Source organism: Pseudomonas sp. FeN3W (assembly GCA_030263805.2).
Lineage (GTDB): Bacteria > Pseudomonadota > Gammaproteobacteria > Pseudomonadales > Pseudomonadaceae > Stutzerimonas > Stutzerimonas stutzeri_G.
This window is the reverse complement of record CP136011.1, coordinates 304,751-331,049: the sequence shown is the minus strand read 5'-3', so window position 1 is coordinate 331,049 and position 26,299 is coordinate 304,751. Positions and strand designations below refer to the sequence as shown.

Sequence of the window (26,299 nt, the reverse complement as noted above, 5' to 3'; positions counted from 1 at the left end):
GACACGACTGAAGAGAAAAAGTACAGAAAATGACAATTTATGCGTCCAATTTTGTTCAGTGATTATGACGCTGTTGATTCGCAAGGATGCCAGCGTAATTCCAGTATCTTGGGAGGTCATGAAATCTACAATGGACAGAGCGCAGAAATTGGGTGTGCTGCGTCTTTAACGAAACGCGCGGAATTCTCCATCCATAATCTTTGATTTGGGTGGAGATGGATAGCGCAGCAAATGCTTAGGTCGGTCTATCTTGATTCTCAATGTACTCCCTCAATACTTCCAGTGGGGCGCCACCAGCAGTCAGAAGGCAATATGCTCTGCTCCACAGCACGGGCTTCCAGTAGAACGTACTCATGTGATCTGCATATTCTTTGCGAATTAATCGGCTCGTTACAGTCTTCAGACTATTAATAAATTTTGATGGTTGAACAGTAGGATTGAAGCTAAGCAGAAGGTGAACATGATCCGCCTCCCCATTGAACTCAAGAAGTTGAATCTCCCATCGCTCACACATTTCGCGGACGATTTCTTCAATCCGACCAAGGATGGCTGAGGTGAGGCACTTGTGTCGATACTTGGTTACTAACACCAAGTGAAATTTCATGTCGTAAACGCAGTGATAATGTGACTTCATAGATTGACACCATGTAAGCGTCTTATTACTATAACAGCTATGGTCAACCGACTCCATACCAAAACCCTGAAAGTCAGGGTACGTGACAAACATGCGAAAGTGCTTCGCGCATGGGCAGTTTCTGTCAACCAGGTGTGGAATTATTGTAACCAGATTAGCCATCGTTCGATTGTTGAAAAGAGGCGCTGGCTGTCAGGCTATGATCTTCAAAATTACACCAGGGGTGCCAGCAAAGAGCTAGGCATCAATTCAGCAACCATTCAGATGGTTGGTCATGAATATGCTAATCGGCGCAATCAGTTTAAAAAACCCCGACTAAAGTGGCGAAAATCAGGCGGAGCTCGCCGCTCATTGGGGTGGATTCCCGTCCGCCATGACTGCATCAGTTTCAAAAATGGATGTGTCTATCACAATAAGCACTATTTGAAAGTGTGGGATAGCTTTGGCCTGAGTCAATTCAAGTTCGGCTCAGGCAGTTTCAATGAGGACAGTCGTGGACGATGGTACTTTAATGTTACTGTTGAAGTTGAGGAGAAAATCCATCCGGGGCAAGATCGCCTGGGGATTGATCTTGGCCTGAAAACAACAGCGACCTGTAGTGATGGCAGCAAGCTTGAATCAGGGCGATTTTATCGTGATCTGGAAGACAAGCTAGCTGTGGCTCAGCGTACCGGAAAAAAGGACAGAACCAAGGCCATTCAAGCCAAGATCGCCAATCGACGTAAAGATGCATTGCATAAATTCAGCAGTGAACTGGTAAAGCGCAGTGGCCTGATCGTCGTTGGAAATGTTTCATCAACCAAACTCGCCAAAACCAAAATGGCCAAGTCAGTGCTGGATGCTGGCTGGGGCATGTTGAAATCGATGCTGTCTTATAAATGCGAGCACGCAGGCATCGTTTTCAAGGTTGTGGATGAGCGATACACCACCCAAACCTGTTCGAGCTGTGGATCACTCCCCAGTACGAGGCCGAGAGGTATCGCAGGGCTTGGAATAAGAGAATGGACTTGTTGTGGGTGCGGTGTCACTCATGATCGCGACGTTAACGCCGCAAAGAATGTTCTCGCGCTCGGGCATGAGCGTCCAGTTGTGGGAATCCCCCACTATAACGGCAAAGCCGTTTAGTGGAGGGAGGATGTCAACGGTCATATGCGTTATATTGATGGACTAGGAGAAGGTTATGTCCAACGAATATCTACGACTATCGGAAGTGCTCGGCTATGTTAAGCAGGCCGTCTCAATACTCGGTGAAAAACCGTTCTGGATAGCTGCTGAGGTTCTACAGATCAGTGGAGCATCGCATCGCTACCTTGAGCTCGTTGAGTATGACGCCGATAGGCGTGAAGTAGCCAAGACGCGTGGCATGATTTGGCGTGATGAAGCTTCTATTCTGGATGCATTTAAAAGGGCGACAGGTATGGCGCTTGCTCCTGGAATGAAGGTCTTGATTCTTGCAAGGCCGACATTCCATGAAATCTATGGATTGTCTCTGAATATTGTTGACATAGATCCGAAGTACACGCTCGGTGACATGGAAGCAAAGATCAAGGTCATCGAGCAGTATCTCAAGTCGAAAGGTTGGTTCGACCTGAACAAGATTAAAAAAGCACCCGAAGACTTTACCAGGGTGGCTGTTATCGCGCCTAAAGATGCTGCTGGTCTTGGTGATTTCAGGGTAGAGGCAGATAAGCTAGATAAGCATGGATTATGTAAGTTTAGCTATTACCATGCGACCTTTCAGGGCAATACAGCTGCCAACAGTATTGTCGATCAAATGGTGCTGGCTCACGCAGATCATCAAATCACCGCTTTCGATTGCCTTATAATCATTCGCGGTGGTGGTGACAAGGCAGGTTTATACCATTTGAATGATAGAAGACTCGCTGCATCAGTTTGTCGTTTTCCAGTACCGGTCTTGGTTGGTATTGGTCACGAGCGCGACAAGGTATTCATAGAAGAAATTGCTTGCCTCAGATTTTCTACGCCTAGCCTTTTGATCAGCCATATTTTGCAGCGCATCGTTCAGAATAGTAGAGATGCTGAAATAAATATTCAGCGAATCAATAAGCTGGCTGGCTTTCGTTTGGACTCAATTGATAAAAATGTAAGTGAACTTTATTTCTCCCTGAGAGAAAAGGGTTTATCTAAGCTATCGTTTATTGAGAGTCAAGCATTACAGCAGAAAAGTAAATTGATATCTCAAGCATCATCGGTTCTGGATAGGCAACAGAATGATATTGATAGAGTACAGGAATCGATGCTTCAGCATGCAAACAGTGTATTAAATAAAGCAGAGCTTCAATCGCAAAGTCTCATATCAGCCGTAATGTCAGCAAATCCTTTGGCTATTCTTGATAAAGGGTATGGATATGTTTCAATTAAAGGGCGAATTGTTACACAAGCAACGGATCTTGAAATAGGAAGTTGCGTAGAAGTAACGCTTAAAAATTCATCATTTACATCTATAGTAGAGAACATCAATGTCAAATAATACAGTTACATTCATGGAGCATTACCAGAGCTTAAAAAGCGCAGCAGATGCACTTCAGAATATGCAGGAACCCGATGTGGATAAAATCATGCCGCTCGTTAACCAGGGGATGAACGCCTATCGGGAAGTAAAAGAGCGTATTGAGTCAGTACGTAAAGCTCTTGGTGAAATTGCTGAGTAGGATTTGTTGTTCATAGGCCTCAATACTTGAGGCCTATGAGTTACGGCTCCATCTCACTTTGGAGTTCGCTCACATTAATGCGAGATATGATTTCTATGTCCTCAGGAAACCATACGCAAATGATTGCCTCATTTTCGTAATATTCGATGACTGAGTCGTAGCCAAGGTTATCTCGAATAGTATTGTTGAAAGCTGCAACTTCACCGTCAAAGAAATCATTTGCCAGCATATGCAATATGCTAATTAAAGGAACTTCATGCTGCTTGACGTATCCTGAGCAGGCTCTATTCATTACCTTATCAAGCCCTTCCCATTCGATATCGCCGAAATTCGAAAGAGCGTCTTCCAGTGCCGGTGAGCCACAAATTATTTGCCTAACAACATCATAACCTAGTGGAACTATGCTCGTTACCTCTAATGGATTTTTGATATTTAGTTTTAGCTTATGAAGTGTTGGGGAGACAGGAGTATTGCTAAAAGTAGAAAGTTTTCTCTGATCCGCTTCGCAATAACCAATGGCGATAGACTTTTTAGATGCGCAGTAGATTCCAGACCCAATTTGATCATTGCCTTTTCCACAAAACGATAGGCAAAATTTTTCAATTCTAAATGGGCTGCCGTGATAAAAATAATGTTTTTCGAAATTGATTTTTGTGTTCATTTAAAGCCTCACTGTCTATATAGAATAAACGGTGAGGCTCTAAATAGTCTAGCTTAGCATTTCAGTGACCAGCTGCGAGGCTTGCTTGCCGTCGTAGCGTCCAGCATGAGCAGCCTTCAGAGCTGACATGACTTTGCCCTTATCCTTAGGCCCAAGATTTTGATCGCTTATCATTGTGGAAATTAACGATCTCAAGTCATCCTCTGAAAGAAGTTCAGGCAATAGCTGTTCGATTACGATCTCCTCTGCCAGCAAGTCCTTGTAACGCTCACTTTCAATCTCGCCGGGAATCTTCTCAAGATTGGCCTTGAACTCCTTAATGTTCTTCAAGAAGTATCGAAGTACAGCCTGTAGCTCAGCTTCAGGCTCACCTGCATTTCCACGCGACATTCGGTTTTGATAGTCGCCTAGGACGGTTGACAGTAGTGTTGCGAGTTTTGCTTCGCCTTCTTTTTTGAACTGAAGGCGCTGATCTTGTAGTGTCTTAAGTGTACTCATTATGCTCTCCTTAGTTGAGCAACAAGTATACTAAATATGCCTCTATAAGCAATATCAAAATTGTGTGTTTGGTGAAACGCTGGCATTCACTACAGAGTCTGGAACGAACACAAACCTAGACCCCCTTGGTAGGTTTTCGAACTTGCCACGGTAGTATCGCTCGTCCCTAAGCTGCCTTATATGCCAAGTGCGATAATGCGATTCTGGGGAATTCTTTGGTATTTGAGAGGGCGCATGGCTAGATAGTGTGGTCATTCGTATGGGCATGTCAGGGTTTTTAAAATTCATTCGAGGCACTACCTGGCCTGGGAAACCCGTTTTAAGCCTCTCACCCTCGGTTGCAAGGTTGTATACCCCTAGCGCAGCGATAAGTCGCACTGCTTTGAATTGAATATCTAAGTCATGTTCATCAAGCTCAAGAACGCCTAGCTTGTCATGATAGTACCCCATGATACTTTCAAAATCAGCGTTGGAATTGGCCTTTAGAAGGCTTGGTATTTTATCCTCTGACACTAACATCCTTGCGTAACCCTGAGAGTTCTTTGGATCGCGATAACTAATAGAAAGAGCCCGTGCACCTTTTCTGACTTCTTGATTGTGAGCGACGTTATTAGGCCTTTGAAGCTTAAGAGCGTCGCAAAAGGGAAATATGGTTTGTTCTTGTGAAGTAAAGTAGTCAATAAAAGTGACTAATAAGCCTGGAAGAACTGTACCCATGAACGAATACCCATGAGGCATGGCTAGCATAAAACTTTCAAAAGGAAGCCTGAATCCTTCTGAGGATTCAAGATTGAACCTTGCTTTTGCAAAGTTATCCAGCACTAGGGGTGATTCCGGAAAAATCACTTGGCTACCGTGTCTCTCCCAGAGTGATTCTTCAGACATGATCAAAAAATCAAGAGAATGAAGCATGTGAGGCATATCAGAAAACACACCACCCAGGATCTCTGACTTCTTTTTCTTGCGCTCCCCCTTGGGTAAAATAGGTCGAATACCGTTGACCATCGTGTCAGTAAGGCGAGGGTAAAGGTCGTAGAGTGACTTCTTTGCCTGGCTCATGGTATATATATCCTATTAGTAGTCCAGGATGCATTATGTAGCATCAATGCTCGCCTGCGCACAAGACATTTGAGGTATACAATGACCGCATTCACCAAGGTGGTAAACCTACGTCGTGAGGCTTATACGGTCTACATCGGCAGACAAGACCATCGCTTCCATTATGGAAATCCATTTTCAATACGACAATCAAAATTTTCGACAACCGAAGTAGCAAGCAAGTATGAGGCTCTCCTTGCCTTTCATGACTGGCTTAAGGGTACACGTTTCAAAGCAGGAGATCCTGACGAAGTTGAGCCTGAACGTCGTGAATGGATTCTCAGCAACATCGAAAAGCTAAGAGGGGAGTCCCTTGGCTGCTTTTGTAAGCCTTCTGAATGCCATGGGGATATTTACAGGGTGCTGTTGAACGAAATCTCTCTTGAAGAAGCCTTGGGCTCCACAATACCTTCCCATTCCAATAAAAAGAAGAATGCTCAACCGGATGATTCTCAGCAGATGGGACTTTTTTAATGAACCTTACATATTATCATGGTTCTCGTAAAAACTTTCCATTGGGAACGATACTTAGGCCGCAAACAGATGGCTATGTTTTTGACGCCGAGGTTAGAGAGTTTGAGTCGCTGGTAGATCTTCGCCGCCCAGCTGAAAAACTAAGCAGGTTTTCAAGTGTATTTCTGTCCCGCAATATTGATGACATCGATGGAGCAGGAGGCTATACCGATGCTGTTTATAGCGTAAGAGTACTTGAACCTGTTGAGAAATCTGATTTGGCGTGGTACTCAGAAGCGTGGTGCTTATTTAACGACAATGGTTATTCGTGCACCTTGGATCAAGAAGTCATTAATAAACTGATCGATGCATATTGGTCGGGTGTAGCCTACAGAATAGCTAGCCGGAGTAATTTTGAGTACAGAGTTAAATCTGCTATAGTAGACAGGCTTGTTGAGTTGAATGTAGAACTAAATGAGCTTGACCAAATAGAAGCCCCCGGCTTGAACAATCAAAGTTGTATGCCATAGCCGGGGGCCAAATTATCTACTTGCTATGCCACTTGGCGAGCAGGCGTTCAACGATTGACTCATATTCGCAATCATTTGATGCCTTTCGGCTTGCAATCCTTTTCGCGGTTTTAATCTGCTTATCAACCGGCCAGTAGTGTCGGCCATCTTTAGCCATGTCCCAAGGGTTGCTAACTTCGCACACTTGTACAGGGCATATGGCATCAGCCTGATCGACCTCCAAATTTGACAGCTGATCACGTTGCCTGGCTCTCATTCTGCCATGCCATATTGACTTGTCATGACGTTCGCTTGATGCTTTTGTGTTCGATGAAAAATTAGCCTTTTTATAGCTTCTACTCATGGCCTTTCTCCTTTTCATATGCAAAGCTTATACGCCTGGTATGAGAAGTGCAACACTGGCTAGTGATGCAGCTGCCGATAAAGCTCTTTGACGTGACAATATACGCATATTAAAATGAAGAACACTTAAGGGGTTCTTCATGAAAATTGGCCTTCTATCTGATTCTCACGTGTCTGCATCAAATCATTTTAATGAGATAATGACGATGCTTCCCGCTCGCGGTTTGGTCGATGTTATGGTTCTGCTGGGAGACATTGCTCATTACGGTCAAATTTTCGACATCTGTAAGCATGTTAAGTCTATTCTTGACTGCCCGGTTATATTTGTTGCTGGAAACCATGAATACTACAGCTATGGGAAGCTTCGCCCCTCTAAATTAGAAATTGAGGCGCTTTGGTTTAGTCAGTTTTCATCTGACCCCGATCTACATCTGCTTTTGGACTCTGATGTTGAGATGGGGGGTATTTCATTTTTTGGTAGTACCTGGTGGTCGAACATGGGTAGCATGTATGACCGGGAGATGTTCAGGTTTAACCAAAATTTCTATTCAGACTTTAACTTTATTGTCAGAAAAAGGAATTCAGACGATTCAATTGTTCTGCTCGATTCAATGGATCTTCCGATTATGAATAGAGAGGCCCGACTGGCTTATTCTGAATGGTTTGCAAAGAGCAAAAACTTCAAAAGAGTCTTCCTGGCGCACTTCCCGATGCTAGAATCTCTCCGACACCCTCATTTTCCTCGTAGCGTATACTTTGTTAGCGAAGATGACGAGTTTATAATTGACCATAAACCTGATCTTATTTGCTTTGGTCACACACATTGGAATATGGACAAGCGTGTTCACGGCGTTCGTTGTGTGAGCAATATGAATGGTTACCAAAACGAAATGGGCCAGATTGGTTTTAATAAAAACTTGGTGATCAATATTTGATGAAGAATGTTGTTTACTGGTGTGAACTTAAGGTGTCACAATGGAATTAGAAAATACCTGATCACGCCAACAGAGGTTACATGAAAGCACTATCTAAGTTTTTATATAATCATCTGAAGAACTCAGAACAGTTTGCAAATCTAGTCGAGAGACAGGAAAGTAGAATCAAGAGATTGATGATTGAAATTGACCTGGGTGAGCATTCTGATGAGGTAACGAGTTGTCTTGGGAGGGCTGTGTCAAAAGAGGCTTTTTCACATAAGTTGTTGAAGCTATTATGTGAAAACGCTTTTAGTGACGGCTACCTAGGAATTGACACAAAATACCTGTTTTCAGATGCCTTCATAAGCTACTTGAAATCTGAACATTTTCTTAAGCAGAGTTCAACTAAGCAAAGCGCATTTGTGAGGAGTTTGATTGATAGTATAATAGACACAAATTTAGCGTTGCATCTTTTGAAAAGTAGGAGAATTAGCTTAAATCAAGTACCGTCAATTCTTATTAGCGAAAGCTTTTTAATTGAAGCAGTGAAATCAAATGTAATGTGTTTTTATGATATACAAGAAAAAGATTTAACAGAAAGAATTGCAATATCGGCTTGTGAGGTTGATGGATATTTTATTAACCATATTCCTGAGGGCCTGCTCACAAAAGGCGTATGTGTCACAGCTTTGAATTCTAATCCAAATAGCATCAGCAAAGTACCAGTTGAGTTCATAACAGCTGAGTTCGCACATTCGGCAGTAAAGCATAATGGTTTGAATCTGAAATTTATTCCGATCAACCTAAAAACAAAACAGATATGCTTCACCGCATTAGTTAATGAACCAAGATGTTTTGAATTTATCAATGAAGAGTATATTGATAATGATTTTTTGCTTGCGGCCATTAAAGCGAATGTTGATGTGTATCGTCACCTACCAGGCACAATTCAAAAAGATTTTGAATTTAGGCTTGAGGCATGCGAAGTCAGTCGAGGAGCGGTAGTTAAGAATTTCAGAAGAGTGGATTTTAACGAAGTTTTGATAAAGCGAGCTATTGAGCTAAATTTTCTGACTTTGCGTGAGATACCTCATGAGCTACTTTCTGATGAAATAGCAATTCATGCGGCTAAGATTAGAGGGGAGTCAGTTATGTATTTGCCCTCAGATCTAATATCGAGGGAAGTTCTAGAATTAGCTTGTCTCACATTCCCTTATGCAATAGCAGCTGTTAATAAGTCTCTGCTGGATGAGCAATTGGTTTTGCAGGCAGTTAAAATTGACTATAAGGTTTTTGCATCTCTACCAAAAGAATTTCTTACCGTCAAAGTGCTTACCGAAGTCATTCGCCAAAATGGCTGTTTACTTTCCTATGTGAATCAGGAAAGCAGAACTGAAGACGTTTGTTTGGCAGCTTTAACGAACGGCCATGAAGCGCTAAGGTTAATACCTGATGACCTGTTAAACAGCCCCAAGTTTTGGAACAAAGCGCTCGAATTAAATTCTGGATTAATTACTTTTATTCCACCCAAGCACAAAAGTAAAATCAAAACAAAGTATTCTCACGATGAATTTACCCCATAACTCAGTATTCAAGATCAGAAGATATTTTTAATCTTTTATAGGCCCGGCATTTTTGGATCTGCTCCTTCATCGGTAAGTCAAATTTGGCGATATCTTTATCTAGCTTTTCAATGCTCTTGTAGTTCCTGACAAAGTTATCAAAAAACTGCTCAAGTCTTTCTTCATTTAGTTTAATGTTATCTTTACAAACCATGGTATAAATGCCCCTTGCCGCCAAAATAAATTTGTCTTTATTGTTAAGGCCATTAAAGAATTGCGCCGAATCAACATTGTTTGTTGTGGTGAAGTAATGGCATAGAATTGTCATAAAATGACCGTCTACACAAAAGGCAGTGGAATCTATTAATTCATTCGTAAAAAGCTGACTTGGCTCATATCCGTAATTTTCGGAAAGACTTAACAGTCTACTATAAACTGCATCTATTGGATGTCTTGGTTCTCTAGCTATGAGTTTCTTAACTAGATCACTGTGCCCATTCTTGTAGAGAACTTCATATATACGGTCAATCTGAGGAGTCGAAATGTATTGACTCCATAAGTGTAAGTCATCCAGCTGAAGGTCTGCTATAGAAAGAAAACTATGTGTTGTTTCCAGGATGCTATCATCGACTTCATTTGTTAATGAGCCTAAGCTGCATAATGCTGTAATAGCGCTACACTTATCATGCCTCCTGTTCGAGACATAGTTAACCCAATTGTCCTGATCGTTGTGCTCAAGAAGTTTGCTTGCAAGATATAGATCAATATATGGGTCTGTCCTGGTTTCCCATCTTATTGTTGCGTTAACTATGCAATTGTTAAGATTGTAGTTATTGCCAACAAGCTGCCCAATTGCCTGAGAATAGCTTGGCATGTATTGCAAATAATAAGACCATTCATCATCACTCAGTTTGTATCTGCCTAAGTCAAAATCTAGCATATTTGAGGCTTTGGCAACAAAGTCAAAATATGTGTTCATACTCCTTAGTTCAATAATTTTATCCATTGCTGCTGCAAACATGTCTACATTTGTCTTAAGGTAATCAATACCTGAAGGCTTTGATAAGAAGCCTCTAATCTTCAGTAAGGCGCTGTTTGCTTTGTCGATTTCATCAAATAAATTCATGGTCAACTCCACCTATATTCATTACAGCAGAATCATGAAGACATCTGCCAGGTGAATTTAATATATGCATAAAAATGTGCAGACTTGAAGTCATGTGCCATGAGCTGAATGCTCTAGTATGCTGGGTACAGCGCCATATCCAGGTTTTTAAAATGTGAAGTCAACTCAACGCAACCCGTAGATCTTCGATAACATTTCTGATTTTATTTGCTTGCTCAACATCTTTTCTATCTATGGCAGTCTGCCATTCTGATTTGTATCGGGGCGTTAGCTCGTCAATTCTCATAAGCAAACGCGAAGCCCGTTTAAAGTCATTATTGAGTAAGTGAGTGTCTAATTCATCCAACTGGCTCAACAATAGAGGCTTGCCTGAAGCACCTGGTCTTGACACTTTAGAGGCGTGCCGAGCAGGTTCTGCCTCATTTTTAGATCTAAGCCCCATTTTGAAAGCAAAATAGAAGCCAACAAAGCCAACAAATGTGAACACTAGTGCGATGAGTGCAAAGCGCATGAGGCTGATCCTGGTAAGTTGCGATGAGACCAATATGATACATTTGCTTGCCAGTATGTCAATATCAATGATATAGTTTTTCGAAAGAGCGATATTTGCATGATCATGTACTCTCCAAATGATGACGGCGTCACCCATCTTAATGTCTATTCGAAGGGTAGAACGTTACTTGGAAGGGATCTTTCCAATTTTTCTCACCACCCCTTCCGTCACCCGGAGCTTGGCCCGTTTGCGTCTGTTGAGGGGCTCTGGTATTGGTTAACACGGCGTGATGATAGGCTGAGAGAGCTATCTGGGTACGAGGCAAAGAAGCTAGGGAAGACCCTTGGGGTCGTCTCTACGCTTGATTCTAAGGAATTTGAGCGCCTGATATGCCTCGGGTTAAGCGCAAAGCTTACAGCGCACCCGGATATCAAAGAACGTCTCATGCAGTCAGTACTTCCTTTGACGCATTACTACGTTCAATATTTTGGAGGTATTGAAAAAGTAATAACTCCCAAGAATTCTGACTGGATTCTTGCACACTTTGAGTGCATAAGGATTCAATGTAATCCAGGCGCTGACAAGACAAATAAGGTTGCCAGAGACAAAGCATACAACATCAATCAATCACCTCAACTAGGCCTTTTCTAAATTACAATAAATCAACATTAAATCTCCATATCATTTGAAATCATCTGCCTTCTAAATGGCGCGAACTCATTCAGCCCAATATACTGCTCTTTAGAAAGGCCGCATTTATCTTCCAGGAAGTTGGTCACATCTCTGATTTTATCCCCCGCTAATGATTTAATTGTCATTGATGCAAGATCATTTATCAAAAAACTTGGAGCTTCGTATGTTTTGCCGTTCACTGATATTTTCTGATTAAGTTGCTTAATTATATTCGCAAGATGATGAGCATGGCTAGACTTCGATTTTATTAACGCATCTACCGATTCCAGTATTATTTCAGGGTGATGGATTGCACAAACCCACAGTAACGAATAACCAGATCCAGCCAGTCCGCCAGAATAAAATATTGTATATATATTTTGCTTTAAGATACTTTTATCGAGTTCGAGCTTGTATTCATCATAAACCTTAAACATAAAATCCTTGTTTTGAAGTGCAGAAATCCTAGATAAGCTCAAAAACTCAGTTGCTAGTTCTTCTCCTGCATGCCGAATAATGCCGTCGAATATTTTTTCAACATTAGGTGTTTCGCTGGCATATTTTTTCTGTTTAATGCAGTACTCATGATATATCTTTATACTATTTTTGATTGATTCAATATCATTAATATCAAAATCCTTGAACTCATCTAGTGTAGATATAATGTTGGGTATTTGATGACCATGACCGTCCACTGAGGACTCTTTCAAAAGGTATGACCAGTTGAAACTGTCACCGATTCTTGCAAGACGTAGCGCAACATCCTCCCATGGTCTTGAGTCTCTGTGATCAATGTCATTCAGCGTTCCAGATTTTAGTGCTGAATTGATTAAAATGTTGTTAAATACCTGATCATCGCCGAGAAATCTAATAATTTGTACTGGGTATACAGCAATATTTCTAAATAAAAGTACCGCATCCTTCTTTAAAAGTTTGGGGCGCTGTTTTTCAGTTATTTTCATACCATCTGGATTGAGCACGGACAGTCCGTAACGATAAAGCTGATTGAGAAGCTTAATCTCTCCGCTTTCATAAAGTCTTCGTTTGATATCGTTAAGTTCGTTGATTATGGTAACAAGCTGACGCTTCCTGTTGATATTGAAGCAGTATTCAGTTAGCTCTCGTGTTATAGCATGACCTTCTATCATAAGGCATTGAGCGGCACTGTGATTCATATGCGACACCTCTCTTTTTTTTATTATAGCTTGCAAAATTCGTATTTGTCGATAATGACATTTAGTCGATTATGGTGCTAATCTATAAAGAAGAGGTGGCTATGCTCCAAAAATTTAATGCTCAACTGAAAAAGATTTCAAATAACCCCAGTATTGTTCTAAACATCAATCCTGCGGATCATAATGTCTCCTTGTTAAAGCATGCTTTAAAGAAGGATTTTAATTTGTTGTATAAGTTCCGTGCAGACTGCATCACTTCAGAGCTAGCTTTAGCTGCTGTTAGCGTGAACGCATGGTCAATAGGCTATTTTCCGAAAGGAGTTCTCACAGAGAAAATTTGCTCTCTGGCTTCGGAGAGGTACTCGGAAGCTCTCAAGTATATACCTCAGAATTTTTTGGATGATGAAATTATATATGCTTCGCTGTCGCGATGGGGTAGCGCTATAAAATATATTCCACACGAATTTATAAATGATCTAGTTGTGGATGCTGCTATAGAAGGAGGAGTATCACTTAAAGATATCCCAAGCAAGTATGTTACGCGCCGCACCTGTGAAAAGATTCTTGCTATTGATGGTTCTAACTTGGTTCATGTCCCTAAGGATCTTCTTTCGCGCGACCTTATCCTTCTGGGTGTGAAAAAAACACCAATGGCTGCTGTTAAAGTCGATCCTGAATTTATTGACAATGATATTATTTTTGATGCGTTGTATAGACTTGGACGATGCTTGGAGTTTCTTGAAAAACTAGATAGAAAGCTATGGAGTGATGAGCTTCTTCTTTGCGCTTCAATTAAAGATGCCTCGGTGATTAATCTGCTTTCGGCTGATGATGTGAAAAGAATTTCAAACCTATATTCGTCTAAGTATAATCAACATCATCCTCAAATTCCATCATCATTAACCTCAGCCCTAAAGGCGTTAAACAACAGAAACTGTTATGCTTCAGTTGATTGGGCTGGTAAATATTTGGCATCGCATTATACAGCGGATGAAGTTATCGCTTCCTTTAAGAAGAAGGATATAACAAATGAATGCCTGATAAGGCTTGCTCAATACTTCGATCATGCCGATCTTGCGGCGTCGCTTGCTGGTAATTTCAGTGCGAAACGACGTCTGCTGAATAAAGACATGGAGATTTAAAAGTACATGTCAGCCGAATGATCTCTTTCGGCTGTAAGTCGATGGTATCTGGATAGAACTATATCGAGTCTACCTAACGCATCCTTCATTTCTTTGTTAAGTAAGTCGAACTGATTCGGTAACTCACAATCCAGTTCAAAACTCGCATTACAGAGCCTGTCAATCGCCCAAGGTATTAATACATAAATGCTTTTAACGCCATACACTGGATAGGCAGGGTCATAGCGTGATAGATCGTTATCTTTAACTAAATGCATAATCCTCAAGCCAAGCTCCCTATTGTCAAGTGCTTGTATTTTTCTCTTTTCTTCTTGCAATCTAATTCTTAAATCTGCTGGCAGAGGAAATTTGATAGAATTTGTTTTAGTCTCATTCTCTGGATAGAATAAGCTTCTAACAGATGATCCAGCTTGACCATTAAGTAGTCTGGGTGTTTCGCCAAGCAAGAAAGTTTTAATTCGTATTGGCTGGATCTCAAGAAGTGAACCCTCTAGTTGTTTGCTGAACGCAAGAAACTCTTTTTTCTTCTCAATTTTCGAGAGTATCGAGGTGGCTTGATCTGATGTTTTGACTAGTCTTTTTGCAACTTCGCAACTTTCCAGGCAATCGTTCACAAAGCCATTTTGGCTCCAACGAAACAGTAAACGATAAGCTAATTCTTCAAGCATGCGATTCAAAGGCGTTCGAACCTTTCCGTTCTTTATCTGATGCCCCTCCAAATTTACCTGGCTAAAGCAATCATAGAGCCATCTGGATAGCAACTCCATTTCTGTAGTCTCTTTACTATAAAGCTCAGGACAAAGGTTCGTGATGACCTCTTGCGCCTGTTTTCCAGGGTGCCTAACGTCTAACACTTTCTGACATAACCGCTCGATTGAACGACCCATATTTATCTCCTCTTTGTATTAAATTAGCATTTATCCAGCATCGGATTCCACTTGTATTTGAATACCAGGCACGATGACATGTTATCATTATAAGGATACAGGCCGATTTAAGGCCATATTTTCCGATTGGACGTCTTATGCATTTGAAGAATCGCTTGGCTGAGCTTGGAGAGGAGCTATTCGGAGCTCTTTCCGAAAGAAAAGTTGCTATTATCAATGAGGTCGGCTTTATCTTTAATGAGATGTCGAGCGATTTCCTCCAAAACCTACACCTCATGAATTCAAGCGTTTCTGCTATAAATTCGTATTTAATCGATAATGCACCTTCTCATGAAGAAGGCTTTCTGAAAGCGGTGGCTGAGAACATTCCAATAAGCCCAACGGCTCTGCATTTGATAGGTGTTTTAAACAAGGCAGACGAATCAATTATAAAAAAGTTGGCACATAATGTTATTTCTCAAGGCAGATATGAAGAGGACTGTTTTGAATTCGGCGTTATGTGTGAAGAATTGTTTGATGCCGGTCGCGAACAGATTGTAATTGAAATGGTTGAAGGAATTCTTGAAAGTTCTTCAACACAAATCGATTTTTATCTTGAGGCTTTTAATGCGCTATCACTGGCAGTCAGTAAGTCTTGTAAGTTGTTTATAGACTATGCAAAGGTTAATCAAGAAATTTTCATAAGCGAAGATGCATTCTTTAGTATTGATGGCAAAACCTCTGTTGACCAAATAATTGATTTTCACCTCAATGGATTACATCTTATATCTGAAAGATACATATCTTTTTCATTGGCAAATTCACACGGTCGCGACATCATTGAGGCGGAGAAGCTTATACAATCATTCTCCGTTCAGGATTATGTCAATGATTGCCTCAATGGAAACAGGTCAAGCTTAGACAAGATGCCAACGAGTTCCTATTTAGCCTATCTCTTGCTGAGTAGTGATTTGCCTTTGCGTTGGTCTGACGTAAATACAAAGATTGACTATAGTGATGTTGACCGAGCTGTCCGTGAGGCGGAAGATTGCTCGAATGATCATGCATATGACATTTTTAAATACGTTATTGAAGGGTGGGTTGGCTCAATCAACTCTATGATTGCCGCAGTGCTTGAATCTTGCGAAAAGCTAAATATTCATGATGATATAAAAAATAAGCTGCTCAATAGTATTATGCTACATACAGGCTGTGATTTCACGAACATCAAGATAATTTTCAAGAATCTCACACCTGGGTACGTTCTTGATATTAGCGAATGCAAACCTGTTATGACGAGCGCTGTTCAAATTGCAATTGAAAAGAGTAGCGTGCTGAAAATTGCAGATATTTTCAGAGAAAAGTGGGTAAATGATATGGTTGATTGTGAGGATCTTATAGAGATCGTTGACAACAAATATTGCTCACTTAAAGATATTGAAAAACATCACTTGCAGAAGTCTATCCCTTCATCATTAAGGCAAATGTGCCCTTCGATAAAAAGGCACTTTATTGAAAAAGATCTAGAGATTTAGGTCGACAATTTGGGGTCTTCCTTTCCTTTATCCATCTTAATTCCCCTGAGAGACTGGATATTGGCCGGGTTGAAGCCAAGCTCGTTTACGAAAATCTTGCCCATCTCTCTGCTTATCCGCTGATCAAGATTTCGTTCAATTTCATCATTGACTAAGCCCGCCTCCCTGAACGTCTTGAATGCGTTTGAGCAGGCGTGTCGCATCTTGGATTCATCTTGAGTCTCTAAGTTTTCAGATCTGTTCATTACAGACACGACTGCCCGCAGTGCTGATACCGAATCATGATTGCGCTCAATACGTGTCAATAATGACGCATAAACCTCGATTGACGTTGGTGAGATTTCGGTGATTGGCATTAGGGACAGGTGTGAGCGACAAGCATTCAAAAGCTGAAAGTCATCCAGCTGTGCCTCCTCTGAGGATTCAAGGTTAGGATTTTGCAATAACGTCAGCGCGAGTGGGAAGGGTGTATCACTGAGTGCTTTGTTCTTTGATGAGAGTAGCTGGGTGACCTCATCAGATCCCTTGAACATATCTGCCTGACTTTCATAATTAGTAGGATGCTGAATCTGGTGAGTCAGATACTCTTCAAGGAATAATGCGGCTTGGCTTATGGTTAGCTTTTTCATTCTGTTTAACCTCTATTTGTTACGTACTCGTTTGTGCGTCGGTTGTGCAGAGAAGGTTGAACTTGATCACTGTTGGCTATCAATGCTCATTGAACGATCTTCTCAAGTTTTATTCTGTTTTCTTCATGTTTGTATAGGAAGGTTGCCAATAACCCTCTTGGAGTAAAGGCTTGTCTATGGTTGAACAGGCGCATATCTCCTACTACGATGAAGTTATCCCTGGCTCTTGAGACCGCGACATTCAGCATGCTTGGACTGGCGTCGATAAACCCACCATTATTCTCCTTGGAGTAGGTAGGTGAAAAAAGCACGATTCGACGCTCGGCGCCCTGCAATGAATGAACTGTCCCAACCGTCATGCCTGTTTCGTTTGATACGTCGATCCCGACTCTGCGCAAAGCAGTTCTGAGCGCGTCAACTTGGCCAGTGAACGGTGTAACAACGCCAATAATTTGTTCAATTGGCAGTGAATACATTGCCTCAAGATCTTTTTTGTTATGGATGATCCAGTCGGCGATTGCGTTTGCTTCAATTGTATTAAAACGAGTTCCTGTTGACTTCGTTTTGCACTGTCCATGTACGTCAATGTAGCCCATAGGAGGGAATTGATTGGGTGGCACTTCCAGGTCGCTGCGTCTGCCCCTGGCTGGTATCAGTTTGTTCTTGTAGGATAGGGCGTTGCAGAACGCGATTATCTCGTTGAAGCAGCGCCTATGCTCGTATAGGTACATGCCCCTGGCAAGCTCGTCATCGTAGTGGTAGCGAGAGGCTAGCTGGGCAATCCGCATAACATTACCGCAGGATGCGGATTTTCCGAGATTCACAATAGTCTCAATATCGCTCTGCACTGCTGAATCGGAGATGACGCCATGCTGAATCATGTTTCCAATGTCAACAGACTTCGGGATGCTCCAGATTGGTTCGATTTGATGTGTATCGCCTATTACCAATGCTTTTTTGGCAAGTGAGAAGCAAGCACCCGCTACTTCTGGAAGAACCTGACCAGCCTCATCCATGATCAAAAGGTCAATGCTGTTATACAGATAGCTGTGACGGTGTGGATCGTCATCATGCAAGACTCTGAATTCAGTTGGAAGCATAAAGCACGTTGAGACCGCACAGGGTGTTAGCATCATGCGCCTTCTCCAGCGCTGAATGATAACCTCCGGTGTTTGTTTGCCTTGTGCTTCTAGCAGCGAGGCTTCCTGGCCGTCTACAGATAGGAGCCAACGACCTTCCCAGTAGTGAGTTGCCAGCAAGAATAGCTTGAATCGGATTCTTGTATCAGCTGCGACGTTTGCCTCATAGAGCGAAGCTGGCTCTTTCGGGATATCAATTTGGTCAAGATCCATGACAGCCTTATAGGCAGTGGACAGTCGATTTTTTGCATTAGCAATATGCCTGACGAGCGCATGTGCTTTGCGCTGCCTTTTTTGATGTCTGTCGGCGTGAGCCTTGAGAGACTTCGTTTTTTCGAGCAGAGTTGCTTTGAGATTGTCCACGCTCTCCCATATTTTGTCTGGAGGTATTCCCCTAATGGTTCTTTTTACGACAATCGAGGCCCTGACCCCCTGCTTGCGGCTAACAACTGGAATGAATTTAAGAAGGTCGTACCAGAACGGTTGAGTGCCCAGGTGGTTAATCAGGTTGATGTAGGCATTTTCGAAAACCTTATGGCGCTTCTTGGCTTCTTCAGCCTCATTATCAAAGCGTTGAAGCGTCTCCCAATGGTTCTGGCCGAGCGCCTTGCTGAGCGTCTCCTGAAGGCTTTTGAGTTGATCGTAAGCACTCTTGATCTCAGAGAGGCGCTGCTGCTCACCAAGCATTGCCTGATGAATGGCTGTCACCACAGTTGAAACACTTGGTGCAGTCAATTCAGGAAATGCGAGCCGCGCCTTGCTCAAAAAATCATCTCTTGCCTGGGCTACTGAATCAACTGATTCGAAATCCATTAGAAAATCTGAAGAGAGGTATTTACCGCCCGTTTGTTGGCGCTTGCTCCAGGATGAGAGGTAAATGCCGAAGCCATCGATCCCGGAAATCCAGCGTCCCGAATAAACACCGTTGCCTGTAGAGATAGCTTTTCTGAATGAGTCGAGGATGTTGGTTACCGACTGATTGTTGGCTGATGAGGCCACGATAATTGGCGCTTCAGATTGATCTATTGCCGCTTGCACCCAGTAATTGGCTACGACTGAGAGCACCAGGGTTGTTTTTCCGGTGCCAGGCGGGCCGTTAACTGCAAGCATTTCACCATCGGTCATGGCCAGTGTATGAGTCATCGCATCCCTTTGGGCTTTGGCTAATGGGTAGCTGTCACTGCAATGGCCAACATGTACGTCGAATGCGCTGTCTGTGGGCAGAAGCGCTTCGGTAGACGAAGCCTCCAGTGAGGCATAGGCATCAAACAGTGGTACATGAGGGTTTGCTTGACGTAAATGATCGTAGAGGGAGGATATTCGCTTGGAAGGATTATCTGACCCACCAATCTTTCGAATCATCCATTCCCGTGCTCGTAGGTAGCCGTTTGCGTTGATCATGTCGTCCTTGCAGACGTGATCGAGCATGGCCTCACAGTAAGGCAATAGCTGCTTCCAGATCCGCTCCAAGTATTCTTGCCCACTGGCAATATCAAATCCCTCATCTCTGTGAGGGTTTTGTTCAGCCAGCTGTGCAATATGCAGCACATTTGCCGGAACGGGCGAGGGATTGCTTGTTAAAAAAATATCCAAGTCGTCAATATGGCCTATTGAAAATGAGTTTCTCTCCAATGGCTCTAGCAGATCTCGTGTTACATAAATCTTAGGAAGTGGGGTAATTGCTCCATCCCGTCGTAGCCTCGCTTTAACAACGATTGGGGAAATTAAAGATGGCAGTGCATACTGCTTCCTGCTTCCATGTTCTGTTTTTAACTTAAATAAGATTGGATGAAATGCAACCTCTATGGCTTGTATTTCAGCTGGCTCAGATCTAAAAAATTCGTCAGTGACCTGTCTATCAAGCGATGCATTGATTAGCTCGAAACGGGGACGAATTGCGGTGTTAGCAAGATCTGGTTCGTGCCAACCACCCTTTCCGAGCTCTGCATCAGCTAGTGAGTTGCGCCAGTAGGAAGCCATCGATAAAGACTGATTTTTCATCGTTTGTTTCTTCATGCCCAATTATTAGAAGTCAATGGCAACGATGATCACTGCTTGATAAGTGTCAACTATGTTATGCCATGCTTCCTTGTCAGATCACTAGCTTACCAGGCAGCTTGGCTAATCGCCTACTACCCTAACTTAAAATTGTGGGTAGAAATACGTTTCGACTGAAATAGCCGAGCAAGCTCCGAAAGGATAAGCAGCCTTTTGATGCTAAATCTAAGACCCCTGTTTAGCTGAATATCACAAGTCTAATAGGCAGGATGCTGTGATATTGCGATTTTTTCGATGGTTGAGAATTGCAACATCATCAGCAACAGTCTGTTCAACTTGTGCTACAGGTTCAACTGCTTTATCTATATCGCTAATTTTCTGGATAGCACGCTCACGGGTCTTGTCCCAGTCAAAATCAAAATGCCTTAAAAATGTGCTATCAGTCATGATTATGGATAGCTTCTCGACTGGGCTTAAGTCATGTCGCTCAAATTTTTCGGCATCTTTCTCAGAGAGGGTTGATCTTGTAATTTGCTCTGCAAGTCCTGGCTCAAGCAATGCGCTCATAAGAATTGGCAACGCACTTTCTTTGTTTTCAACAGTACGATAGCTAACTATAGGAGTGCCGGTATCAGGGTTCGTAAATAAATAAGGAGTATTTATTATATCAATTGGGAACATCTGATGAGCGAGTAGTGATTTGAGGGTATCAATGCGATTATCGGTCAATGACCACGTGTTTTTCTTGCTAATCTCTCCTGAAATTTCATAGATAAAGGAACTGTAAGTATCAGGAGATGGTATTGCGCCAAATTCATACCTTGATCTTTCTTCGTCATCTTTATAGAAACGCTCGCTTGGCATTTCCATCTGCACGCTGCCTAGAGTCTTGTCATTGTCCCTGTGCATGTTCAATGCGGCTTTGGCGCTGTAGACGATAAAATCATGACTCGCAGTAACAAACTGCTCATACAGCGCAGCGCATGAAGGATTATGTGGTTGTGCGGTCAGCAAGGAAACTATTTTGGAAACCCTTGATTCGTTTAGATGGTAAGGGCTCGATGCCGGTTGTTGGTGGTTACAGGCCTGAATCCAGCGTGTTGCCGAAACCCAGAATTCAGGTGTATCGATCAAGAGCTCGAAGGCCGTAGAGGCGTAGTCAAGATCCAGTGACTCGCTGAATATTCTGTCGATTTCAATATCTTGTTCACTCATTTTCATGACGTTCACTCAAGGTTTTCTATATCAGCATTATTGTCCATACGATAAACATCGATCAATCAATTTCTAAGCGTCGTGATGCCTTGGTCAGCTTGGCCTAAAAGATAAGAAATAACCGGTTCTTTCGCTTGCCTCACCTTGAATACCGCTGATAATATGACAATAGAAGCTATATAGAAGAGGCTCACTCATGGCTACCGAAAACAATAAAGAAGTAATTGAAGAACAGGTCGTAACGCCTGAGACCCAGTCTGCACCTGAAAACATTCAGGCGACGGCAGCCGAAGCTGTCGAGCAACCTGCTGAAATTTCAACCGACACAGTAGACCCATCTCAAGCGAGCGCAACTGAGCCTGAGTCCATCAGCACTGATGACATTAAGAAAATGGCTAACACGGTTGCAGGCCTGAATGCTGAAGAACAGGCACATGAGGATGCTCTTCAGGCTCTAAACGACTTTAATCTTGACGATCACATGAAGATGATGATGGTCTTGAAGGAGGCACACAAGCGGGGAGAGCTAAGTGCTTACTTCGCCGAACTATACAATGAAGAGGCAAAGAAGAAGAGTAAGGATCCTTTGGCTGCTATCGCAGACTTCACGAACCCTAAGCACAAGGCCGAAGTTGTTGCGACTTATGGAGACATCTGGAAGGAAGTCGAAGATCGCATTCAGACCAGAATCAAGAACGATGAGTGGACAAAAGATCTGGTTGAATCATCTGGAATGACGGCAGAACAGTATGGCCAGATGCCAGAACAGTTCCGTCAAACGATGGCGATCACCGCTGAGTACGAATCCGATTTTCCATCAAAAGACATGCCGTCCCTTGGCGAGCGCCTTCGTAACTCAAAGGATGTTTTGATCGAAGGGCTGACCAGCGATACGGGGCGTAAAGCACTAAATTACGTGAGCTGGGGTGTTTCCATCGCCACGGGCGGTGTTGCGACCAAGCTTGCAGTCATGGGGATCAAGGAAGTAGTAGGTGCACTTACCAAAAACGAATCTTTCGTCAACTTTACAAAGTCGGCGATGGAAACGGGCATCAGTACGCTTGAGAAGATGGGCGTCCCTACTGAATTGATCTCCAAAGGCTACTCGGAGATGAAAGAGCGCACTCGCTCTGTGTGGGACAACAAATACATGAAATTCGGCGCAGCTGCGCTGGGCGTCGTGGCTGTTGGCCTGATCATGCAAGAGGTTGATTTTGACTCGATTGCAAAAAGTGCCGAGCCGGTCTTTGGTAGCGGTGCAGCCATAGGATCGAACCTGGTTGAGGGCGCCGGTCATGCGGTTGACTTGAGTGCTACTGTTGCCAAGGAAGTTGGATCTGCGGCAGTGGATGCTACTGTCAATTTAGGTGAAACGCTTTCTTCTGCCTCCGAAAGGGTAACAGAAGCTGTAGCCGATTTGGCTAATGATGCAAAAAGCGAACTGGGTGAGCAGTTACAAGCTGCTGCATCTGTACTTCAAGGAGCAGGTGATTCGCTTACGGGAGAATCCGAAGCAATTGTCGAATCTGGTATAGAGCGCAATAGTGGAACGAAAGCAGGCGGTGAGGACGTCTTTGTAGAACCTACCCCTGAGATTACATCTGATCAAACTGCACGACCCGCCCAAGATGTGACTGAACAACCTACTGTCGGCAATTCGATTGTTACCGTAGAGAAGGGTGATAGCCTTTGGAGTATCGCAAAGGCTCAGATCGAGGCTGGTGGGGGTGAGGTTACAAACCAGAATATTGATGCAACATGGAAGGCTATCTATGAAGCGAACAAGGAGGTTCTCGGAGACAACCCGCATCAAATTTTCCCAGGGCAGAAAATCAACATCGACTCTGCAATGATTCAGGGAATTGAAGGGCCGCAAGTGTCTGCTTCAGTTAATGCTCCATTATCGACTGATGGGGCTGCGCCTGCCGTTGGGCCAGAGCAGTACCAGACTAAAAGCTATAGTGAATTTCAGAAGGATCTGAATGCAGATAGCTTAAAAATGGGCGATACTATTGAACAAACTACCGCATTGTTCGAGGCTATGGAGCGTGACGTTGCGTACAGAGCTACGCTTACGACTGACGAGCGTTCTGTATGGGATATGCTTAACGGCAAAACTGCCGAATTTGCACAGAATGGGCTTTCGCCTGAGGAAAGAATTAACTGGGTAGAAGTAAATGGAAAGACTGTGCCAGTTTTAGATGTCGAGCAGGGAGCAGTGCGGTCAATGCCTACTGCTGATGACTTTGGTGGGAATGGGCTTTCGCCTGAGGAAAGAATTAACTGGGTAGAAGTAAATGGAAAGACTGTGCCAGTTTTAGATGTCGAGCAGGGAGCAGTGCGGTCAATGCCTACTGCTGATGACTTTGGTGGTCTTGAGAGTGCTCAGGACAAGAATGCATTTCTGAAGGGGATCAAAGCCAAAGAGGGTAAGTATGACACCGGGCTTGAACCGTAAGCTCAAGGCATGAAAAAAGGCCAGGCTCCTCACAGAGACTGGCTTTTTTACTTCTGACTGAACAAGGCGATAGTTCCTTTTTTCAGATGAAACATGTAAGCGGAATCAACGTCTTTGGCAAATGCGCTTATGAAGCCTTTGTCTTCGGCCAGTATCGACATCAAATCTGATGCATCTGTAGCACACCCTCCATTGTCGTTGCATATCGATATTGCATGCTTGATGCTGTTTTTGCCAGGATTTTTCGGAAACTCAGCTGATAGGCGATGTATGAAAAATTGCGCATCATCTATCGAACCGGTCTCTTTCATTATCGCAAAGGACATTATGCGAGCATGAACTTCTTCCAGTATGTATTGCTTCAGTTTTTTGCTTATCAAATCTCCAGACGAGCTTCGTATTTGGAGGTTGATAAGCTTGTTGGCTTGCGGTGCAAATTCGTTCCATTCAGCTAGCTGAGTAGTCCGGCAGTGCATTGCTTCATGCATTAGGGCGGCCTTGATATACCTATTGTCCTTGAAACGCATCACGCAAATGCTCGCGCCGTCTGCCTCACGGGTCAGGTCTATCACATCAGCGTAGGCGACAGCGGTTGGTATGCCTACTTTCCAATCTGCGCTGTAGATCTTGCTTATGTTGTTTATGCTTGTGCCAGCAGCCTCGGCGGCATGAGCATTGACCTGTGAAAGAAAGCCTTTACGATTATTTTCAACCACAATTACGGGTATCATGTTAGCAGGCAGCAAGCTTGCTACCGTAGAAGACAGGAAATGGGCATCAGTACCCTTGGTATAGATATTGGCCGCCAGCGAAGCATTTGATGCAAGAATGCCTATGGTTATTGCGATTGCGGCTAGCAGTTTCATGATCTTATCTCGACATAATCCGTTTCGTTGGTTCTAGTATACCTAGCTATTTGCAGGTTGTCAATATGGGTGTTTGGCAAAATTGAGCCGTGTAACCTTTGTAACCATGACGCTCCCTGCTTTTCTTCCAGACGTCAGTCTGGCTTTTCTTTTTCTCTCAAATGCAGACTAAAAAGCATCTGCGCCATTCTTTCGAGACGATAGTCTGGCTTTACTTCAGGACAACTCGTATCTGGTTTAAGAGCAAAGAATAGTTTTTTGGTATCAAACATCAAGATCTTTTAAAATCTGTCTTTGTTTTGTTGAGCTTGCGACCCTTAAGTATTCACCCATACTATTACTTTGCTGCATTATTTCAATGGACTCTGGGTCGAGATCGACAATCCTATCAATCAATGAAGCCACCCGCTGAATTTTCGCAGCTGAAATCTGCTTGATGTTCTCGGGCGGGTTTTCTTCTATTATATCTCCCAGGTATGATGCCATCTTTAACGCATTTGCCTCAGTTAGCTTCAAGTCTTTGATGCTTGAATCTTCATCATTGTCATGTATGTATAGAGCCATAAGCGTTTTAGCCAATCGCTCTTCGTGTTTGCTCGAAAGTTTTTTAATATCGTTCTTCAAATAGTCTTTATAGTGCGTGGATGAAGCGGCTTTAAGCTTTAAAAGCTTCATTATATTTGCCTCTCCTCCATATGCCTCTTGCACAATGGCTTCGCCAAATTCGCGCAGGCCGTAGCGTATGGCGCCAATGCCATCATCAAAGCGGTATGAAAATCCTAAGTAGTGTTCTTTCGACAGCCATGTGAGAAGCCTGAGGGAGGCCGTTCTCAGCGATTCAGTAGTCTCTTTTTTAGGTTCGAAGGCGTTGGAGTCAAAATAAAACCCTCCAACGAAACGGCTTAACATAAGTGCCTGCTTCTGATTTATGCCCTCATCTTTTAGGCGATTAAGGTTTTGCTCAATGGTTTCTAATAAATATAGGAATGCATCCTGTTTTCCGTTGCGGCCTAAAGCAAACGCAAGTGAGGCAGCTTGGTTTATTTTAAATGAACTACGCACCCCCTGTAACAGATCGCCGCTCATAAGGTAAGAGTTAATGGCATTAATAATGGCTTCATCATTAAGCGGTACGTAATAGCCAATTTGTTCTATGTTTCTTATAGGGAGTCTTGAGCACTCTCGCATCAACGCATTCATTTTTGTGGCTGATCCACTTCCTGCTTCATTGAATTTAAGGTAGCAATGCTCATGAAGACGCCCAATGTCATCAATTGCTTGTATGTACAAAGCATGTGCATTTGAGTTTGACAAGGTCGACAGTAGCGCAATCACTTGATCTATCAAATCTTGAATATCTTTAGCTTTGACTCTGTCATGGTAACAAGCCATTTTTTTGACATCATCAAGCTTGGATTCAAGCTCCATCTGTATCGTCGCTAATTCTTGGAAATCGAAAGTCATGACCTGCTCCTTTTTGTTCAGGATAACGCAAAACACTGCAAGTTTAAGGTATCGCAGTTCCCATAGACAGTTGTCCGGACTTGATTTTCCCTGCTAGGATCGTTATAAAGCACTTCATGGGCGGGCTTGTGCCTCCAGGAATGCGACATCTTTA

The 26,299-nt window shown here is 42.9% G+C and carries 26 protein-coding genes; 11 read left to right on the top strand and 15 right to left on the bottom strand.

Annotated features, from left to right (window positions below):
- Nucleotides 1-235: 235 nt before the first annotated feature.
- Nucleotides 236-634 carry an IS200/IS605 family transposase gene (gene tnpA / locus P5704_025240; GenBank protein WOF82106.1) on the bottom strand — a complete coding sequence of 133 codons (399 nt, stop codon included), beginning with the start codon at nt 632-634 and terminating at the stop codon, nt 236-238.
- A 39-nt stretch (nt 635-673) separates the two neighbouring features.
- Between tnpA and P5704_025235 the strand changes: the two genes are divergently transcribed.
- Genes P5704_025235 through P5704_025225 form a run of 3 tightly spaced genes read left to right on the top strand, consistent with a single transcriptional unit; the run spans nt 674 to nt 3,306 of the window.
- On the top strand, nt 674-1,759 hold the full coding sequence (locus P5704_025235; GenBank protein ID WOF82105.1) for a transposase: 1,086 nt from the start codon (nt 674-676) through the stop codon (nt 1,757-1,759).
- A gap of 55 nt (nt 1,760-1,814) precedes the next feature.
- Nucleotides 1,815-3,125 carry an exodeoxyribonuclease VII large subunit gene (gene xseA, locus P5704_025230; protein WOF82104.1) on the top strand — a complete coding sequence of 437 codons (1,311 nt, stop codon included), beginning with the start codon at nt 1,815-1,817 and terminating at the stop codon, nt 3,123-3,125.
- On the top strand, nt 3,115-3,306 hold the full coding sequence (locus P5704_025225) for a hypothetical protein (protein ID WOF82103.1): 192 nt from the start codon (nt 3,115-3,117) through the stop codon (nt 3,304-3,306). Before xseA ends, P5704_025225 begins: the two co-directional genes overlap by 11 nt.
- A gap of 40 nt (nt 3,307-3,346) precedes the next feature.
- Here the strand turns inward: P5704_025225 and P5704_025220 are convergent, their stop codons facing one another.
- Genes P5704_025220 through P5704_025210 form a run of 3 tightly spaced genes read right to left on the bottom strand, consistent with a single transcriptional unit; the run spans nt 3,347 to nt 5,524 of the window.
- Nucleotides 3,347-3,967 (bottom strand): hypothetical protein, encoded by a 621-nt coding sequence (locus P5704_025220; GenBank protein ID WOF82102.1) that lies wholly within the window; start codon nt 3,965-3,967, stop codon nt 3,347-3,349.
- Between the two features lie 48 nt (nt 3,968-4,015).
- Nucleotides 4,016-4,465, bottom strand: a complete 450-nt coding sequence (locus tag P5704_025215) for a GatB/YqeY domain-containing protein (GenBank protein WOF82101.1) — start codon at nt 4,463-4,465, stop codon at nt 4,016-4,018.
- A 54-nt stretch (nt 4,466-4,519) separates the two neighbouring features.
- Complete coding sequence (locus tag P5704_025210) at nt 4,520-5,524, bottom strand: hypothetical protein (GenBank protein WOF82100.1); 1,005 nt, start codon at nt 5,522-5,524, stop codon at nt 4,520-4,522.
- An 81-nt stretch (nt 5,525-5,605) separates the two neighbouring features.
- Here P5704_025210 and P5704_025205 point away from each other — a divergent pair, with 81 nt between their 5' ends.
- Together P5704_025205 and P5704_025200 are read left to right on the top strand one after the other, a co-directional pair.
- On the top strand, nt 5,606-6,037 hold the full coding sequence (locus tag P5704_025205; protein WOF82099.1) for a DUF4326 domain-containing protein: 432 nt from the start codon (nt 5,606-5,608) through the stop codon (nt 6,035-6,037).
- Entirely contained in the window at nt 6,037-6,546 is a 510-nt protein-coding gene (locus P5704_025200; protein ID WOF82098.1) for a hypothetical protein, read from the top strand. The genes P5704_025205 and P5704_025200 overlap by 1 nt, the downstream gene beginning before the upstream one ends.
- 16 nt (nt 6,547-6,562) lie before the next feature.
- Here the strand turns inward: P5704_025200 and P5704_025195 are convergent, their stop codons facing one another.
- The gene (locus P5704_025195) at nt 6,563-6,889 is read right to left on the bottom strand and encodes a hypothetical protein (GenBank protein WOF82097.1); all 327 of its coding nucleotides are present in this window, start codon (nt 6,887-6,889) and stop codon (nt 6,563-6,565) included.
- A 139-nt stretch (nt 6,890-7,028) separates the two neighbouring features.
- Here P5704_025195 and P5704_025190 point away from each other — a divergent pair, with 139 nt between their 5' ends.
- Both P5704_025190 and P5704_025185 read left to right on the top strand, forming a co-directional pair.
- Nucleotides 7,029-7,823, top strand: a complete 795-nt coding sequence (locus P5704_025190; GenBank protein ID WOF82096.1) for a metallophosphoesterase — start codon at nt 7,029-7,031, stop codon at nt 7,821-7,823.
- An 80-nt stretch (nt 7,824-7,903) separates the two neighbouring features.
- Nucleotides 7,904-9,388 (top strand): DUF4116 domain-containing protein, encoded by a 1,485-nt coding sequence (locus P5704_025185; protein WOF82095.1) that lies wholly within the window; start codon nt 7,904-7,906, stop codon nt 9,386-9,388.
- A 1-nt stretch (nt 9,389) separates the two neighbouring features.
- Here the strand turns inward: P5704_025185 and P5704_025180 are convergent, their stop codons facing one another.
- Together P5704_025180 and P5704_025175 are read right to left on the bottom strand one after the other, a co-directional pair.
- On the bottom strand, nt 9,390-10,493 hold the full coding sequence (locus P5704_025180; GenBank protein WOF82094.1) for a hypothetical protein: 1,104 nt from the start codon (nt 10,491-10,493) through the stop codon (nt 9,390-9,392).
- A gap of 160 nt (nt 10,494-10,653) precedes the next feature.
- On the bottom strand, nt 10,654-11,004 hold the full coding sequence (locus P5704_025175) for a hypothetical protein (protein ID WOF82093.1): 351 nt from the start codon (nt 11,002-11,004) through the stop codon (nt 10,654-10,656).
- 99 nt (nt 11,005-11,103) lie between these two features.
- On the opposite strand from P5704_025175, the gene P5704_025170 reads away from it, so the two are divergent.
- On the top strand, nt 11,104-11,637 hold the full coding sequence (locus P5704_025170) for a hypothetical protein (GenBank protein ID WOF82092.1): 534 nt from the start codon (nt 11,104-11,106) through the stop codon (nt 11,635-11,637).
- A 17-nt stretch (nt 11,638-11,654) separates the two neighbouring features.
- Here the strand turns inward: P5704_025170 and P5704_025165 are convergent, their stop codons facing one another.
- Nucleotides 11,655-12,833, bottom strand: a complete 1,179-nt coding sequence (locus P5704_025165) for a hypothetical protein (protein ID WOF82091.1) — start codon at nt 12,831-12,833, stop codon at nt 11,655-11,657.
- A gap of 101 nt (nt 12,834-12,934) precedes the next feature.
- Between P5704_025165 and P5704_025160 the strand changes: the two genes are divergently transcribed.
- Complete coding sequence (locus P5704_025160; protein WOF82090.1) at nt 12,935-13,975, top strand: hypothetical protein; 1,041 nt, start codon at nt 12,935-12,937, stop codon at nt 13,973-13,975.
- Here P5704_025160 and P5704_025155 read toward each other — a convergent pair.
- On the bottom strand, nt 13,972-14,862 hold the full coding sequence (locus P5704_025155; GenBank protein ID WOF82089.1) for a hypothetical protein: 891 nt from the start codon (nt 14,860-14,862) through the stop codon (nt 13,972-13,974). The genes P5704_025160 and P5704_025155 overlap by 4 nt on opposite strands.
- Before the next feature lie 137 nt (nt 14,863-14,999).
- Here P5704_025155 and P5704_025150 point away from each other — a divergent pair, with 137 nt between their 5' ends.
- Nucleotides 15,000-16,376 (top strand): hypothetical protein, encoded by a 1,377-nt coding sequence (locus tag P5704_025150; protein WOF82088.1) that lies wholly within the window; start codon nt 15,000-15,002, stop codon nt 16,374-16,376.
- Here P5704_025150 and P5704_025145 read toward each other — a convergent pair.
- From P5704_025145 to P5704_025135, 3 genes are all read right to left on the bottom strand, one after another.
- Nucleotides 16,373-17,005, bottom strand: coding sequence for a hypothetical protein (locus P5704_025145; protein ID WOF82087.1), 633 nt, complete (start codon nt 17,003-17,005; stop codon nt 16,373-16,375). The two genes, P5704_025150 and P5704_025145, sit on opposite strands and share 4 nt — an antisense overlap.
- A gap of 86 nt (nt 17,006-17,091) precedes the next feature.
- Nucleotides 17,092-20,145, bottom strand: coding sequence for an AAA domain-containing protein (locus tag P5704_025140; protein ID WOF82086.1), 3,054 nt, complete (start codon nt 20,143-20,145; stop codon nt 17,092-17,094).
- A gap of 246 nt (nt 20,146-20,391) precedes the next feature.
- Nucleotides 20,392-21,363, bottom strand: a complete 972-nt coding sequence (locus tag P5704_025135) for a hypothetical protein (protein ID WOF82085.1) — start codon at nt 21,361-21,363, stop codon at nt 20,392-20,394.
- A 190-nt stretch (nt 21,364-21,553) separates the two neighbouring features.
- Between P5704_025135 and P5704_025130 the strand changes: the two genes are divergently transcribed.
- Nucleotides 21,554-23,815 carry a LysM peptidoglycan-binding domain-containing protein gene (locus tag P5704_025130; protein WOF82084.1) on the top strand — a complete coding sequence of 754 codons (2,262 nt, stop codon included), beginning with the start codon at nt 21,554-21,556 and terminating at the stop codon, nt 23,813-23,815.
- A gap of 47 nt (nt 23,816-23,862) precedes the next feature.
- Here the strand turns inward: P5704_025130 and P5704_025125 are convergent, their stop codons facing one another.
- The 3 genes from P5704_025125 to P5704_025115 all read right to left on the bottom strand — a co-directional run bounded on the left by P5704_025125 (nt 23,863) and on the right by P5704_025115 (nt 26,145).
- Nucleotides 23,863-24,681 (bottom strand): hypothetical protein, encoded by an 819-nt coding sequence (locus P5704_025125; GenBank protein ID WOF82083.1) that lies wholly within the window; start codon nt 24,679-24,681, stop codon nt 23,863-23,865.
- Between the two features lie 134 nt (nt 24,682-24,815).
- Entirely contained in the window at nt 24,816-24,953 is a 138-nt protein-coding gene (locus P5704_025120; GenBank protein ID WOF82082.1) for a hypothetical protein, read from the bottom strand.
- Nucleotides 24,946-26,145, bottom strand: coding sequence for a hypothetical protein (locus tag P5704_025115; GenBank protein ID WOF82081.1), 1,200 nt, complete (start codon nt 26,143-26,145; stop codon nt 24,946-24,948). Before P5704_025115 ends, P5704_025120 begins: the two co-directional genes overlap by 8 nt.
- Nucleotides 26,146-26,299 lie beyond the last annotated feature (154 nt).